At 32.6% G+C, this 15013-nt stretch carries 14 protein-coding genes; 7 read left to right on the top strand and 7 right to left on the bottom strand.

Annotated features, from left to right (window positions below):
• Positions 1-3: 3 nt before the first annotated feature.
• Positions 4-2115: a gliding motility protein RemB gene (locus ACIQ66_RS01695; RefSeq protein WP_396211082.1), complete on the top strand. Its 2112-nt coding sequence runs from the start codon at positions 4-6 to the stop codon at positions 2113-2115.
• Here ACIQ66_RS01695 and queG read toward each other — a convergent pair.
• The 5 genes from queG to ACIQ66_RS01670 are packed head-to-tail and all read right to left on the bottom strand — an operon-like array spanning position 2112 to position 6321.
• A complete protein-coding gene (gene queG / locus ACIQ66_RS01690) occupies positions 2112-3053 on the bottom strand; it encodes a tRNA epoxyqueuosine(34) reductase QueG (protein WP_396211081.1) in 942 nt (313 codons plus the stop codon). The two genes, ACIQ66_RS01695 and queG, sit on opposite strands and share 4 nt — an antisense overlap.
• Before the next feature lies 1 nt (position 3054).
• Positions 3055-3408 (bottom strand): four helix bundle protein, encoded by a 354-nt coding sequence (locus ACIQ66_RS01685; protein WP_396211080.1) that lies wholly within the window; start codon positions 3406-3408, stop codon positions 3055-3057.
• Positions 3409-3466: 58 nt separating this feature from the next.
• Positions 3467-4489, bottom strand: a complete 1023-nt coding sequence (gene ruvB, locus ACIQ66_RS01680) for a Holliday junction branch migration DNA helicase RuvB (RefSeq protein WP_396211079.1) — start codon at positions 4487-4489, stop codon at positions 3467-3469.
• Positions 4490-4526: 37 nt separating this feature from the next.
• Complete coding sequence (gene mtgA, locus ACIQ66_RS01675) at positions 4527-5204, bottom strand: monofunctional biosynthetic peptidoglycan transglycosylase (protein WP_396211078.1); 678 nt, start codon at positions 5202-5204, stop codon at positions 4527-4529.
• A gap of 4 nt (positions 5205-5208) precedes the next feature.
• Complete coding sequence (locus ACIQ66_RS01670; RefSeq protein ID WP_396211077.1) at positions 5209-6321, bottom strand: NAD(P)/FAD-dependent oxidoreductase; 1113 nt, start codon at positions 6319-6321, stop codon at positions 5209-5211.
• Between the two features lie 156 nt (positions 6322-6477).
• Between ACIQ66_RS01670 and ACIQ66_RS01665 the strand changes: the two genes are divergently transcribed.
• Together ACIQ66_RS01665 and ACIQ66_RS01660 are read left to right on the top strand one after the other, a co-directional pair.
• Positions 6478-8379, top strand: a complete 1902-nt coding sequence (locus ACIQ66_RS01665) for an alpha/beta fold hydrolase (RefSeq protein ID WP_396211076.1) — start codon at positions 6478-6480, stop codon at positions 8377-8379.
• A gap of 27 nt (positions 8380-8406) precedes the next feature.
• Positions 8407-8976: a hypothetical protein gene (locus ACIQ66_RS01660; protein ID WP_396211075.1), complete on the top strand. Its 570-nt coding sequence runs from the start codon at positions 8407-8409 to the stop codon at positions 8974-8976.
• 105 nt (positions 8977-9081) lie between these two features.
• On the opposite strand, the gene rpmA is transcribed toward ACIQ66_RS01660, so the two are convergent.
• Positions 9082-9342 carry a 50S ribosomal protein L27 gene (gene rpmA, locus ACIQ66_RS01655; RefSeq protein ID WP_298178297.1) on the bottom strand — a complete coding sequence of 87 codons (261 nt, stop codon included), beginning with the start codon at positions 9340-9342 and terminating at the stop codon, positions 9082-9084.
• Between the two features lie 29 nt (positions 9343-9371).
• Positions 9372-10085: a 50S ribosomal protein L21 gene (gene rplU, locus ACIQ66_RS01650; protein WP_396211074.1), complete on the bottom strand. Its 714-nt coding sequence runs from the start codon at positions 10083-10085 to the stop codon at positions 9372-9374.
• Between the two features lie 348 nt (positions 10086-10433).
• Between rplU and ACIQ66_RS01645 the strand changes: the two genes are divergently transcribed.
• The 4 genes from ACIQ66_RS01645 to rpsI all read left to right on the top strand — a co-directional run bounded on the left by ACIQ66_RS01645 (position 10434) and on the right by rpsI (position 14876).
• Positions 10434-11759 (top strand): M16 family metallopeptidase, encoded by a 1326-nt coding sequence (locus ACIQ66_RS01645; RefSeq protein ID WP_396211073.1) that lies wholly within the window; start codon positions 10434-10436, stop codon positions 11757-11759.
• A 12-nt stretch (positions 11760-11771) separates the two neighbouring features.
• On the top strand, positions 11772-13820 hold the full coding sequence (locus ACIQ66_RS01640; RefSeq protein ID WP_396211072.1) for a M16 family metallopeptidase: 2049 nt from the start codon (positions 11772-11774) through the stop codon (positions 13818-13820).
• Between the two features lie 214 nt (positions 13821-14034).
• On the top strand, positions 14035-14490 hold the full coding sequence (gene rplM, locus ACIQ66_RS01635; protein WP_298178302.1) for a 50S ribosomal protein L13: 456 nt from the start codon (positions 14035-14037) through the stop codon (positions 14488-14490).
• Positions 14490-14876, top strand: a complete 387-nt coding sequence (rpsI, locus tag ACIQ66_RS01630; protein ID WP_298178303.1) for a 30S ribosomal protein S9 — start codon at positions 14490-14492, stop codon at positions 14874-14876. The genes rplM and rpsI overlap by 1 nt, the downstream gene beginning before the upstream one ends.
• The last annotated feature ends 137 nt before the right edge of the window (positions 14877-15013 follow it).

Genomic DNA, 15013 nt, shown 5'->3' with positions numbered 1-15013 from the left:
TTGATGAAAAAATACCTTTTATTGATTTTGCTTACTTTTCAGTTTACTTTATTTGCTCAAGAAAACAAAAGTGTAGAACAACTTCCAGTTTTTTCAGAATGTGAAAACCTAAACGGAAATGAACTTGAGGCTTGTTTTTATAATCAAGTGCAACAACATGTGTATAGCAATTTTAAAGTTGCTGATAATTTGACGCAAAACAACTATCAAGGCATTATTATTGTTCTTTTTGAAGTCAATGAAAAAGGTGTTTTTAAAGTTCAATATGTCGATTCTAACGAAGCAGATTTGATTGAAGAAGCAAAGCGTGTTTTTGGTTTGTTTCCAACAGTTCAGCCACCAACATTCAACGGAAAACCAACTTATTCTAAATATACGGTTAGAATTGGAATTCCATTAATAAATCCAGCCGAAATTATAGCGAAAATTCCTCTCGAAAATCAAGCAAAAAATAATACTTCCGAAAAAATAAAAGAAAAAGAATTTCCCGAATATGATCAGATTGTTTACAAAAAATTCAATAATCCCCAATTTGAAAGTCGCTTAAATATTCCGTTTTCACACAGTTATTATGCACAATTTGATGACGAAATGAATCAAGTTGGTACAAATAATCATACAGCTTCAAAACCATATTCGTATGCCGAAGTTTCAAAATACTACAATTTTGCAGAAAATAATAAAAAAATTTTAGTCGATGCTTCAGGTTGGTGGTCAAGAAAATTGTGGAACGAAAATACAGTCGAAATTCAAAGTGATGATTATTGGTTTACACTCAATCCAATTCTAGATTTACAAATGGGAAAAGCGTCAGGAAAAAACGATAAAAGCACTTTTATAAATACAAGAGGAATTCAAGTACAAGGAGGTTTAGGTAAAGAATTGAATTTTACAACAACCATTTACGAAAGTCAAGGAAGGTTTGCCGATTATTTCAATCGTTATTCTCAATCTATAAAACCTTCTGGTGGTAATCCGGCTGTAATTCCAGGTATTGGAATTGCCAAAGAATTCAAAACAGATGCTTACGATATGCCATTAGCAGAAGCAAATTTGACATATACGCCAAGTAAAATGATTAACCTTCAGTTGGGTTATGGAAGAAATTTTATTGGTGATGGTTACCGTTCACTGATTACAACAGATGGGGTTAGTCCGAATCCGTACTTCAAAATAAACACTAGTTTTTGGAAAATAAAATACACTAATACTTATACTTGGTTAAAAGATGTTCGTACAGACGTAACAGTTGATGGAACTTATTCTAGAAAATTCATGGCAAATCATTACTTAAGTTGGAATGCAACTAAAAGATTGAATATCGGATTTTTTGAATCGGTTGTTTGGGGCAATCAAAATAATAGAGGGTTTGATATGAGTTTTGTGAACCCTATTGTTTTTTATCGTTCGGTTGAATTTGCTTCTTCTTCAAAAAGCGGAAATGCTCTTCTAGGAATTACTTCAAAATATAAATGTAATAATAAAATCAATTTATATGCTCAGTTTTTGCTTGATGAATTTGCACTTGGGGATGTTAAAAAACAAGATAAAAGTTGGAGAAACAAATTTGCCTATCAGTTAGGAGTAAAATATTATAATGCTTTTGGTATCGAAAATTTATTGTTGCAAGCAGAGTACAATCGTGTGCGCCCTTATGTTTATTCTCACAGCGATCCTTTGACAAATTACGCAAGTGTTAACCAAAGTTTAGGGCATCAATGGGGAGCAAATTTTAGCGAATTTATAGTAATTGCACGTTATCATAAAGGAAGAATTTTCGCCGATGCTAAATTAACAACTGGAATAAGAGGTTTTGATTTTGCAAACTCTGGAGCAAATTCTAACTATGGAAGTGATATTTACAGAGATTATGACCAAGATAGATCTGCAGACACAGGAGTTAAAATAGGTCAAGGAAACAAAACAACAGTTTTTATTGCTGATATTCAGGCGGGTTATCTCATCAATCCATCATCAAACTTGAAATTATTTGGAAGTCTGATTTATAGAAATTTTAATCCAACGGTTGAAACTGCTGGTGTTTTTAAAGAAAATACAACTTGGTTTTCAGTAGGAATTAGAAGTGATATTTTTAATTGGTATTTTGATTACTAGGTGTTTTTCAAAAAATCAATATTCCTTTTTAACCCTTGTAGCTTGGTTCTTTTTACGGCCGAATTTTTGAAAACTTTATCAAATGTTTCTTTGGTTATTTCCTCCCAATCTTTTTTGGAAAAAGAGAGTAATTCGGGATTAGTATTGAACAACGGTTCGTTATGCGATTGTGAAAAACGATTCCACGGACAAACATCTTGGCAAACATCGCAACCAAACATCCAATCATCAAATTTTCCTTTCATTTCTTGTGGCAAATTATCTTTAAGTTCAATAGTAAAATAAGAAATACATTTACTTCCATCTACTTGATAAGGTGCTACAATTGCTTCTGTCGGGCATGCATCTATACAAGCTGTACATGTGCCACAATGGTCGGTTGTTGCATGGTCATATTCTAAATCTAAATCAATAATTAATTCGGCAATAAAGTAGAAAGAGCCCGCTTTTTTGGTAATTAAATTACTGTTTTTACCTATCCAACCCAAGCCGCTTTTGGCAGCCCAAGCTTTGTCCATAACAGGTGCTGAATCTACAAATGCTCTTCCTGTAACATCGCCAATTTCAGTTTGAATAAAATATAGCAGTTCTTTTAATTTTTCTTTTATGACAAAATGGTAATCTTGACCATATGCATATTTAGAAATTTTATAACTCTCTTCGTTTTGAATTTCTGATGGATAATAATTTAGCAATAACGAAATAACACTTTTGGCATCATCAACTAATAAAGTAGGATTTAATCGTTTGTCAAAATGATTTTCCATATAACTCATTTGACCATGATAGTTATTATTCAGCCAATTCTCTAATCGTGGTGCTTCTTGTTCCAAAAATTCTGCTTTGGATATTCCACAAGAAAGAAAGCCGAGACGAGTGGCTTCAGATTTGATTAGTTTTGAGTAATTGGAAGCTGTAAGCTGTAAGCTGGAAGACATACTACTTGAGTTGGTTTTTGAAAGCAATCATCATATTAATAAGATTGAATGATTCTTGATAATATTTTTCAAAATCAATTAAACTTATATATTCTCTACGTTTTGTTTTATGTAAATATGTGACTACTTCTGCTAAAGAACGTATTGAATAACCTAAAGATTTTTTAAATTCAGGATTACTTTGCTCGATTGAACCTTCAGATATATTTAAAGCTATTGAATCAACCGCTCTATTTATTTGAGAAGTTAAGTTAAACACCTCACTTTTTGGAAAACTTTGCGAAATTTTATAGATCTCATCACCAAAATCCATTGCTCTCTGCCAAATAATTAATTTTTCAAATTTAAAACGCATAATTTAATTTATAAAATTAAAAATCTTCCCACTTCCATCTTCCATCTCCCAACCTTTTTTAAAAAAGTCCTCCTTGAACATTCAATTTAATTTTACCTAAATGTTTATATGCTTTCTCGGTAACTTCTCGTCCGCGAGGTGTTCGCATTATAAAGCCTTCTTGAATAAGAAACGGCTCGTAAACTTCTTCTATGGTTTCGCTACTTTCGGAAACTGCTGTCGCTAGTGTTGATAATCCAACTGGTCCGCCTTTAAATTTATCAATAATGGTGTTTAGAATTTTGTTGTCCATTTCATCTAGACCATGAGCGTCAACATTTAACGCTTTTAATGAATATTTGGCAATTTCAATATCAATTTTTCCGTTTCCTTTTATTTGAGCAAAATCTCTAACACGGCGCAACATTGCATTAGCAATTCGAGGTGTGCCACGACTTCTACCGGCAATTTCAATAGCAGCTTCCATAGTAATTGGCATTTTTAAAATAGAAGAACTTCTTTGTACAATAGTGGTCAAAAGTTCGGTATTGTAGTATTGCAAACGACTTTGAATTCCGAAACGTGCTCTCATTGGAGCGGTTAATAAACCTGAACGTGTAGTTGCACCAACAAGCGTAAAAGGATTTAAGTTAATTTGAACCGTTCTAGCATTTGGACCCGATTCAATCATTATATCAATTTTGAAATCCTCCATGGCTGAATACAGATATTCTTCAACAACAGGGCTCAATCTATGAATTTCATCTATAAATAAAACGTCTCTTTCTTCTAAATTTGTAAGTAATCCAGCTAAATCGCCAGGTTTATCAAGTACTGGTCCAGATGTAATTTTGATTCCAACACCTAATTCATTTGCTAAAATATTAGCCAATGTTGTTTTTCCTAATCCCGGCGGGCCGTGAAATAAAGCGTGGTCAAGCGCTTCATTTCTTTGATTGGCGGCTTCAACAAAAACTTTTAAATTATCTAAAATTTGATCTTGACCTGCAAAATCGTCAAAAGATAATGGTCTCAATCTTTTTTCGAGATCAAGTTCTTCAGGATTATAATTAGTATTAGTTGGATCTAAATTTTCATTCATACCTACAAAGATACTATAAGAAATTTATATTTTGTTATTAGTATTCTAATTTCACATATCGCATGTGTTTTACTATTCTTCCTTTTCGTCTTTCAATATATGAAGATGAATTAGTAGCCTTATATTTTCTTGGATTTGGAAGAATAGCCGCTATTCCAGCTGCTTCAAATTTAGTCAAATTATTGGCGCTTTTTCTGTACCAATGTTTTGAAGCAGCTTCAATACCATAAACACCATCACCCATTTCTATCGAATTGAGATAGACCTCCATAATGCGTTCTTTACTCCAAAAAATCTCTATTAATATAGTAAAATAAGCTTCTAATCCTTTGCGCAAATAACTTCTTCCTTGCCATAAAAAAATATTTTTTGCGGTTTGTTGCGAAATCGTGCTTCCGCCTTTTAATCGTTTTCCTTTACTATTGTTTTTAACTGCTTTTTGAATGGCGCTAAAATCAAACCCGTGATGCGTTAAGAATGTTCCATCTTCGCTAGCAATAACTGCCTTCTGAATGTTTGGCGAAATTTCTTCTATCGGAACCCAATCGTGACTCAATATCATTTCTTTTCCAGCTGATTTGTTTTCGATAGCTCTTATGGCCATTAAAGGTGTATAAGGAATAGGAATCCATTTTAAAAGGATAACTATCGCAATTGATATGGCAAAGAACCATATCATTACTTTTTTTATAAAAAGAAAAATTTTTCTAAACATGTACTTAAATTAATTCTGCTAATTCTTTTCCAACCAAGCTTCCAATAGCAACACCCATTCCGCCTAGTCTAACACCGCAATATACATTTTCTGATAATTGCGAGACTATTGGGTTTTTGCTATTTCCAATCCCCATTATGCCGCTCCAACGATGTGCAATTTGAAAATCTTGATTGGGTAAAATTACATTTTTTAACAACGCTTCCAATTTATTTTGAATTTTTTCTGTTTGAGACAAATCGGTGGTGGTTTCTCCATCAAAATCAAGGTTTCGTCCGCCACCAAGTAAAATTCTATTGTCAATATTTCTGAAATAATAATAGCCTTTGTCTAAATGAAAAGTTCCTTTTATATCTAAATTAGGAATAGGTTCAGTAATTAATACTTGCGCACGAGCTGGTTTTACTGCATTGTTGGTTAGGTGTGAGGCAAATCCGTTGGTTGCAAAAAGTAGTTTTTTGGCTTCAAACGAATAATCATTTACCACAATTTCAACGCTCAAATTTTTATCTGAAAAGGAAGAAACGTTAGCATGATTTAGCACCATTATATTTTCAGAAATAGCTTTTTTTAATAAAGCCTGCATCATATTTCCGGTATCTACTTGTCCTTCAAAAGGATTGAAAATCAAATATTCGTGTATGTTTTTGAAATCAAAACGGTCAACTTCTTTTGCAAAAACAGCTGTTTTGAATAATGGTTTAATGATTTCGTTTACAAATGGAAGTTTTTGTAAGCATTCGTTGTAAGTTGATTCGTCCTCTTTTAAAAATAATTCATATCCGCCGTAAGGCTTGAAATCAATTGCATAATCACCAAGATTTTTTCGTAGCAATTGCAATCCGTTCCATCGCTTTTCAATTAGTTGAATTACCTCTTCTTCGGTATGGGTTTTTAAATCGTCAATTATTTCTGAGAGACTTCCAAAACAAGCAAATCCAGCATTTTTTGTGCTTGCACCCTGAGGAAGAATTCCTTTTTCAAGAATTAAAATTTTACTTTTTGGAAATCGTTCACGTAGATTTAATGCGCAATGTAAACCTACAATACCGCTTCCAACAATAGCATAATCAATATTTGTAAACCAATTTTTTATTTCCCAATAACTTAATTTCATTTCCTAAAATTTCTATAAAAATAACATTTTTTTTAAACAAATATTCTTTCTCATAAAATTAATAATTACTTTTAACGAATCATTAAATAACCTATTTCAGAATCGAAAGACGCTGAACTCTGAAATAAATTCAGAGAAATCTAAATTCAGAATAAAATGAAAAAAATATTTCTTATAATCGTTAGCACAATGAGTTTATCAGCATCAGCGCAACAAGTTTTATCTCCAGAATTACTTTGGAAATTAGGAAGAGTTTCTGTATTAGGAATTTCAAAAGATGGAAAATCAGTGGTTTATAAAGTAGCCATTCCATCAATAGAAGAAAACAAATCGAATTCTAAATTTTACACCATTCCAGTAAATGGTGGCAATGCAATCGAAATAAAAGACACTAAAGATTTAGTGGCCGATAAAAATATTTCTCCAGATGGGAAATACATTTTGTCTTCTCAAGAAGTAAAAATCAACAAAGTTTTAGGTAAAGATATTTATCCAAACCTTGATAAATCAAATGCACAAGTATACAACTCATTAGATTACCGTCATTGGGATACTTACAACGATGGAAGTCACAACCATGTGTTTTATGCAGAAAATAAAGATAAAACAACTCCAATTGATATTATGCCAAACGAACCGTTTGATTCACCTCAAAAGCCTTTTGGTGGTGAAGAAGATTATATTTGGTCTCCAGATTCTAAAAGCATTATCTATGTTTCTAAAAAGAAATTCGGAACAGAATACGCTATTTCTACTAACACCGATTTGTTTGAGTACAATTTAGAAACAAAAATCACAAAAAATCTAACAGAAGAAAACAAAGGATATGATACCAATCCAACGTTTTCTCCAACAGGTAATTTAACTTGGTTGCAAATGAAACGCGACGGTTATGAAGCCGATAAAAATGACATAATCGTTCGTTTTAAAGGAATAGATATTAATCTTACTGCCAATTGGGACGGAAGTGTAGATAATTACGCATGGAGCGCCGATGGTAAAAAAGTATATTTTGTTGCTGCAGTTGACGGAACCAAACAATTATTTGAAGTTAATTTTCCAGGATTAACAAAAATCGCTGTTATGGTTACTCAAGTTACTAATGGTGATTTCGATGTGTCGGATATTGTTGCGTTCTCTGGCGACAATGTTATCGTTACAAGAACCGATATGAATCACGCCGCTGAGGTATATTCGTATAATTTGAAGAAAAAAAATTGGTTACAATTGACCAAAATCAATTATGAAAACTACAGCAAACTAGCTTTACCAAAATACGAAAGAAGATACGTTACCACAACTGACGGAAAGAAAATGTTGGTTTGGGTAATTTTGCCTCCAAATTTTGATAAAACTAAAAAATATCCAACACTTTTATATTGCCAAGGTGGACCACAATCTCCATTAACGCAAAGTTATTCTTTCCGATGGAACTTCTCTTTGATGGCTTCACAAGGTTATGTGGTGGTTGCTCCAAACCGTCGAGGAATGTATGGTCACGGACAAGAATGGAACGAACAAATCTCTAAAGATTGGGGCGGACAAGTTATGGACGATTACCTATCAGCTATTGATGATGTGGCTAAAGAAGGTTATGTTGCTAAAGATAAAATAGGAGCCGTTGGAGCAAGTTATGGTGGTTATTCTGTTTTTCAATTAGCAGGAATTCACAATAATAGATTTAAAACATTTATCTCACATTGTGGCGTTTTCAATTTAGAAAGTATGTACGGCACAACCGAAGAAATGTTTTTTACCGATTGGGAAAATGGAGGCGCTTATTGGGAAAAAGACAACGCTGTAGTGCAAAAAACTTATGCTAAATTCAACCCAATCAATATGGTAGATAAATGGAATACACCTATTTTAATCATACAAGGAGGAAAAGACTACCGTGTGCCAATCGGACAAGGGCAAGAAGCCTTCCAAGCAGCACAATTACGCGGAATTAAAAGTAGATTTTTGTTATTTCCAGATGAAAACCATTGGGTTTTAAAACCTCAAAACGCTCAAGTATGGCAAAGTGAATTTTATAAATGGTTGAAGGAGACGTTGTAGGAAGTATTAATATATATAATTTTCAAAATGACTATTTTAAACATTGAGTTTTTTCCATTTCAAAACACTTTAATTATTGCATTTATTGGATCTTTAATAGGTCAATGTATTATACTATTAATTGCTTGGATTAAAAGAGAGATTGATTTAAGAAGAAAGAAAGAGATGATTATAAATGATTTAAAAAATCAATTAGAAGTCCTCAATAATGTTAGAGATAAATATATTGAATTAAAAGATAAATTAGAAAGAAGAGATACTGATTATTTCACATCAAGTGTTTTTCAAACACTTCAACTTGATATATATAATAGCGTATTTAAAAATGAACTTTATTCAATTTTCAAATCTAAAATGTTTACTCTAGTTGAAATATATAAGTCAATAGAATTTCTTAAAATGCATTCTCCTTATAACGTTTATAGCGATTACTTAGAAAAGTCAGAATCTCATTTTGAAGAGAAAAAAAATGATCCAAATCATGAAAAGTATTGTGAAACGGAATTAGGATTCATTGAAAATACAATTAAAAATATAAACAATCATTTAAATACAATTAATTCAATTAAGGATAATATGAAGGTTTTAAATAAATGATTGTTTTGTGAACCTGAAAGCAAGAATTTTCAATCCGTGCCCACATAATCAAAAACCCCGACTTCAATTGAAATCGGGGTTTTATTTTGAAAAATTATAAGTTTCTTATGCTTCGAATGGAAGAATTGAAACGAATGATTTATTGTCTTTTTTCTTTTGGAACTTAACAATACCATCTACTCTTGCGTGTAGTGTGTGATCTTTACTGATGTAAACATTTTCACCTGGATTGTGTTTTGAACCTCTTTGTCTTACAATGATATTTCCAGCTATTGCAGCTTGACCACCATAAATCTTAACGCCTAGACGTTTTGATTCTGATTCTCTACCATTCTTCGAACTACCGACACCTTTCTTATGAGCCATGACGTTTTGGTTTTATGAGTTAATATTAATTAAACAGCTTTTCCGCCATTTAATTCATCTTGTAATTTTTTTAATTCATCCATTTTTCCATCAGCAGCTAATTGTGCTTGTTGAGCCCAAGTAGTTGGATCTAAATGTTGTACTTTAGAAGTTGAAGCGTCTAAAATTGCTTTTACTTCTTCAGCAGATGCAGCAGCCAATTTAGCGAATGTGTCAATTCCTGCAGCAACTAATGCTTCTGCAGCTTTAGGGCCAATTCCTTCAATGATTACTAAATCATCTCCTTTTTTAGAAGCTTTAGCTTTTGGTGCTTTTTCTTCAACAGCTTCTACTAATTTTTCAGCTTTTGGAGCTGCTTTCTCAGTTTTAGGAGCTACTGTTTTTTCAGCTTTTGGAGCTTCTTCTTTTTTAGGAGCCGCTTTTTTACCTCCAGTTGCAGAAATAGATTCAATTACAATTTGAGTAAGGTATTGTCTGTGACCATTTCTCTTTTTGTAACCTTTTCTTCTTTTCTTTTTGAAGATAATAACTTTGTCTCCTTTTAAGTGTTGTAACACTTTTGCTTCTACTGAAGCACCTTCTATAGCTGGGGCGCCTAAAGTTACGCTTCCATTATCGTCTAATAAAAGAACTTTGTCAAAAGAAACTTTTGAACCTTCTTCATTAGCCAAACGGTGAACATAAACCTTTAAGTCTTTGCTTACTTTAAATTGTTGCCCTGCTATCTCTACGATTGCGTACATAACAAATGTTTTTATTAATTTTTAAGTTTGCAAATATACAACTAATTTGTAATGGTGCAACACATTAGAAAAAAAAATGATAAGTTAAAGAAAATCAGGCTTTATTATTGGTTTTAGAAGTTATTTTTTAATAAGAAAATCACATAACTTTGTTAAAAATTGACAATTGCTTTTTCTCTAATCAAAAAAAAGTATTTTTGATGTAACAAAACAATTTATATAAACACCAATGTTGTTATTACTAAACATTAATATAATAGTATGAAATCGCCTTAAATACTCGTTTGCTTTCAAACACATATTAAAAATAGCGATTCCATATGACCGAAAAACAAATAATTTCTACATATGAATAAAATAATAATGGCTTTAAGTACAATGCTTATGACAGGAGGAACAATGACAGCTCAAAAAGTAGTTTTTGAAGAATATGATTTAGAAAATGGTTTGCATGTTATTTTACACAATGATAGTTCTGCTCCAGTAGTCATAACTTCGGTAATGTATCATGTAGGTTCTAAAGATGAAAATCCTGAAAGAACAGGCTTTGCTCACTTTTTCGAACACCTACTTTTTGAAGGAACCGCCAATATAAAACGTGGTGAATGGTTCAAAATTGTAACTTCTAACGGCGGAACAAACAATGCTAATACTTCTGACGATAGAACGTATTACTACGAAGTTTTTCCTTCAAATAATCTTGAATTAGGTCTTTGGATGGAATCCGAACGATTGATGCATCCAGTAATCAACCAAATAGGAGTGGATACTCAAAATGAAGTTGTAAAAGAAGAAAAACGCCTTCGTGTTGACAATCAACCTTATGGTAGTTTGATTGCGGAAGTTAAGAAAAACATGTTCGTAAATCATCCGTATCGTTGGACTACTATTGGTGAAATGGCTCACTTAGATGCGGCAACTTTAGAAGAGTTTCAAGCTTTTAACAAAAAATTCTATAGTCCAAATAATGCAGTTTTAGTGGTAGCAGGACAAATTGACATCGCTCAAACGAAAGCTTGGGTTAAAAAATATTTTGGACCAATTCCAAGAGGTGAAAAGTTGACCAAGAAAACATTTGTTGAGCAACCGATTACCAAAACAATAACGGCTAGTTACGAAGATCCAAATATTCAAAAAGAAATGGTCGTGGCTTCCTACAGAACGCCATCAATGAAAACTCGTGAAGCTAGAGTTTTAGATGTGATTTCAACGTATTTAAGTGATGGTAAAAGTTCTAAATTGTATAAAAAAATTGTAGATGATAAGAAAATGGCACTTCAAATTGGGGCATTCAATTATAGTTTAGAAGATTACGGAATGTACATTTTATATGGTTTACCTCAAGGTGAAAATACGGCAAATGATTTGGTTCGCGAGATAGATGAAGAAATAGTAAAACTGCAAACCGATTTGATTTCGGAAACCGATTTTCAAAAATTGCAAAACAAAAACGAAAACAACTACGTTAATAATAATGCTTCAATTGAAGGTGTTGCCGGAAATTTAGCTACCTATTATTTATTGTATGGCGATGTAAATCTTATTAATACCGAAATAGAAATGTATCGTTCTATAACCCGTGAAGAAATTCGTGAGGTTGCCAAAAAGTACCTTAATCCAAATCAGAGATTGATACTAAATTACGTTCCAACAAAAGAAAAAGCTAAAAACTAGAAATATAACATCATGAAAAAAGCAGTAATTATAGTTACAAGCTTGTTTTTTACACTTATTATGCAAGCACAAGATAGAACCCAGCCAATACCAGGACCAGCTCCAAAAATCAATATTAACAAACCAGAAACCTTTAAGTTACAAAATGGCTTAACTGTTATGGTTGTCGAAAATCATAAATTGCCAAGAGTTTCCTTTAGCCTTTCTATCGATAACACACCGTATGCCGAAGGAACTAAAAAAGGAGTTGATAACCTAACCAGTTCGCTTGTTGGTAACGGAACATTGAAAACACCAAAAGACAAATTCAACGAAGAAATTGATTTTTTGGGTGCCGAAATTAGTTTTTATTCTTCTGGAGCATCGGCAAGTGGATTGTCTAAATACGCTAAACGAATTTTAGAGTTGATGGCAGAGGGTTCTTTGAGTCCAAATTTTACACAAGAAGAACTTGATAAAGAAAAAGAAAAACTGATTGAAGGTCTAAAAACAGAAGAGAAAAGTGTTGCTGCTGTTGCTAGTAGAGTAGAAAATCTGTTGGCATTTGGTCTAAATCATCCTAATGGTGAATATATTTCTGAACAAACCATCAAAAATGTAACTTTAGAAGACGTCAAGCTTAACTACAATTCGTATTTCGTTCCAGAAAATGCTTATTTGGTTATTATTGGTGATGTAAAATTCAAAGAAATTAAAACTTTAGTTGAAAATTTATTCAGTTCATGGCCAAAAGCAACCGCACCAAAATTAACCTATTCTGATCCTAAGAATGTACAATTCACTCAAATCAATTTTGTGGATATGCCAAATGCGGTGCAATCTGAAATTTCGGTTGTAAATACTACCAATTTGAAATTATCAGACGCCGATTATTTTCCAGTTATTGTAATGAATCAGGTTTTAGGTGGCGATTTTAATAGTTACCTTAATATGAATCTGCGTGAAGCACATGGCTGGACTTATGGTGCGCGTTCAGGTATTGGTGCAAATAAATATAGCGCGGTCAAATTCAAAGCGAATTCTCAAGTAAGAAATGCTGTAACGGATAGCGCAGTAGTTGAATTTTTGAAAGAAATCAAACGAATTAGAACTGAATTGGTCGATGCCGAAAATTTGAAAAATGTAAAAGCAGGTTACGTTGGAAAATTTGTAATGCAAATAGAAAAACCGCAAACTATCGCTCAATATGCATTGAATATTCAAAAAGAAGGTTTGCCAGCCGATTTCTATGAAAATTATATAAAAAACATCAATGCTGTTTCGGCTGAAGATGTATTGCGAGTAGCAAACAAATATATTCAAGCCGATAATTTACGCGTTGTAATTACTGGTAAAGCATCTGAAACGCTTATTGGTCTTGAAAGTTTGAAAATTCCGATGTTCTTTTTTGATAAATACGGAAATCCAGTCGAAAAACCGGTTGTGTCAAAACCAATTCCAGAAGGTGTAACGCCTAAAATGATTTTTGAAAATTATATAAAAGCTGTTGGTGGCGAAAAAGCAATTGCCAAAGTAAAAACGGTTTTCACATTAGCCAAAGGAAGTATTCAAGGAACCGAACTAGAAATGATTACTAAAGCAACTTCATCTAATAAATTTTCAACCGAACTGAAAGGAATGGGAATGACCTTTATGAAACAAGTTATAAGCGAAAAAGAAGGTTACATGACGGTTCAAGGTCAGAAAAAACCAATCGAAGGACAAGACTTAAAAGAAATGCAAAGTCAAGCGCATCCGTTTTTTGAATTAAATTTAATGAAAAACCCAAATGCAAAACTTGTAGCAGTCGAATCTATTAACGGAAATGATGCTTACGCAGTTCAAGTAGAAAGAACTACCTTATATTATGATGTAAAATCAGGTTATAGAGTTTGCGCCAAAATGGAAAGCGAAGTAAATGGACAAAAAAACACGCAAGTTATTTTTTACGATAATTATATAGATATTAAAGGTTTAAAATTTCCTTACACCATAAAAATGGATATGCAAGGTCAAGAACTTGAATTTGCCACAACTGATATAAAAATCAATGAAGGTGTTCAAGATAGTGACTTTCAATAAACCCTAAAATTTTATTCTTCAATAGAAAGGCTGTCATTTTTGATGGTCTTTTTTTTAAATTGTTAGTTGCTTTTACGATTCAATTTTCACTCAAAAAAATCGATAAAAAAAGACTTGTAAAATAATCTTTTCCAGCTATTTGGATTTATAAATATAATTTGTACTTTTGCAACCCCTATTATGGGATGGAATGTTTAATTAAAAATAATTTATTGTGAACGCATTAAGCTACAAAACAGTATCAGCAAGCAAAGCAACCGTATCCAAAGAATGGATTGTGGTAGACGCTGACGGACACAACTTGGGCCGTTTGGCTTCCAAAGTCGCTATGATTTTGAGAGGTAAGTACAAGCCAAGTTACACACCACACGTAGATTGTGGAGATAACGTAATTGTTATCAATTCAGAAAAAATCAACCTTACAGGTACTAAAATGGATGACAAAATTTACATGCGTCATACAGGGTATCCAGGAGGACAAAGAACTTTAACTGCTAAAGTTTTGCAATCAAAAAACCCAGCAGCTTTAGTAGAAAAAGCAGTAAAAGGAATGTTGCCTAAAAACAAATTAGGAGCTGAACTTTTCAGAAATTTAAATGTTGTTGTAGGTTCTGAGCACAAACAAGGAGCTCAAAAACCTAGAACAGTTAACCTTAATGATCTTAAGTAATGGGAGTTATTCACAAAATAGGTAGAAGAAAAACCGCAGTTGCACGTGTATATGTGTCTGAAGGTACTGGAGTAATCGTTGTAAATAAAAAACCATTCGCAACATATTTCCCAACAGCAACTTTACAATATAAAGTGTTACAGCCAATGACAATGACTGAAAATGTAACCAACTATGATGTAAAAGTAAATGTTTATGGTGGTGGTTCAACTGGTCAAGCTGAAGCGGTACGTATGGCATTAGCAAGAGTAATGTGTGAAGTAGGCGAAGGAAACAGAGCTATACTTAAACCAGAAGGTTTGTTAACAAGAGACCCAAGAATGGTTGAACGTAAAAAATTCGGTCAGAAAAAAGCTCGTAAGAGATTCCAATTCTCTAAACGTTAATATTTCTTTTCCTGAGCTTGTTGCGAAGGATTACTATAAAATCATATTTAAAAACAATGTTATTGTTGTTCGCCGCGGCGAAAATTAGTTTAGCATCTAAATGCGTCTAAAGTCTTAAAGTTAACATCTTAAAGTCT

Origin of the sequence: Flavobacterium sp., from assembly GCF_044377315.1 — a bacterium.
Classification (GTDB): Bacteria; Bacteroidota; Bacteroidia; order Flavobacteriales; family Flavobacteriaceae; genus Flavobacterium.
The sequence above is the reverse complement of the archived record's forward strand: the minus strand, read 5'-3'. Positions and strand labels throughout refer to the sequence as shown.

Coding starts and splice junctions, on each gene's coding strand:
- ACIQ66_RS01695 (WP_396211082.1), top strand. CDS start 4: ATGAAAAAATACCTTTTATTGATTTTGCTTACTTTTCAGTTTACTTTA.
- queG (WP_396211081.1), bottom strand. CDS start 3,053: ATGTCTTCCAGCTTACAGCTTACAGCTTCCAATTACTCAAAACTAATC.
- ACIQ66_RS01685 (WP_396211080.1), bottom strand. CDS start 3,408: ATGCGTTTTAAATTTGAAAAATTAATTATTTGGCAGAGAGCAATGGAT.
- ruvB (WP_396211079.1), bottom strand. CDS start 4,489: ATGAATGAAAATTTAGATCCAACTAATACTAATTATAATCCTGAAGAA.
- mtgA (WP_396211078.1), bottom strand. CDS start 5,204: ATGTTTAGAAAAATTTTTCTTTTTATAAAAAAAGTAATGATATGGTTC.
- ACIQ66_RS01670 (WP_396211077.1), bottom strand. CDS start 6,321: ATGAAATTAAGTTATTGGGAAATAAAAAATTGGTTTACAAATATTGAT.
- ACIQ66_RS01665 (WP_396211076.1), top strand. CDS start 6,478: ATGAAAAAAATATTTCTTATAATCGTTAGCACAATGAGTTTATCAGCA.
- ACIQ66_RS01660 (WP_396211075.1), top strand. CDS start 8,407: ATGACTATTTTAAACATTGAGTTTTTTCCATTTCAAAACACTTTAATT.
- rpmA (WP_298178297.1), bottom strand. CDS start 9,342: ATGGCTCATAAGAAAGGTGTCGGTAGTTCGAAGAATGGTAGAGAATCA.
- rplU (WP_396211074.1), bottom strand. CDS start 10,085: ATGTACGCAATCGTAGAGATAGCAGGGCAACAATTTAAAGTAAGCAAA.
- ACIQ66_RS01645 (WP_396211073.1), top strand. CDS start 10,434: ATGAATAAAATAATAATGGCTTTAAGTACAATGCTTATGACAGGAGGA.
- ACIQ66_RS01640 (WP_396211072.1), top strand. CDS start 11,772: ATGAAAAAAGCAGTAATTATAGTTACAAGCTTGTTTTTTACACTTATT.
- rpsI (WP_298178303.1), top strand. CDS start 14,490: ATGGGAGTTATTCACAAAATAGGTAGAAGAAAAACCGCAGTTGCACGT.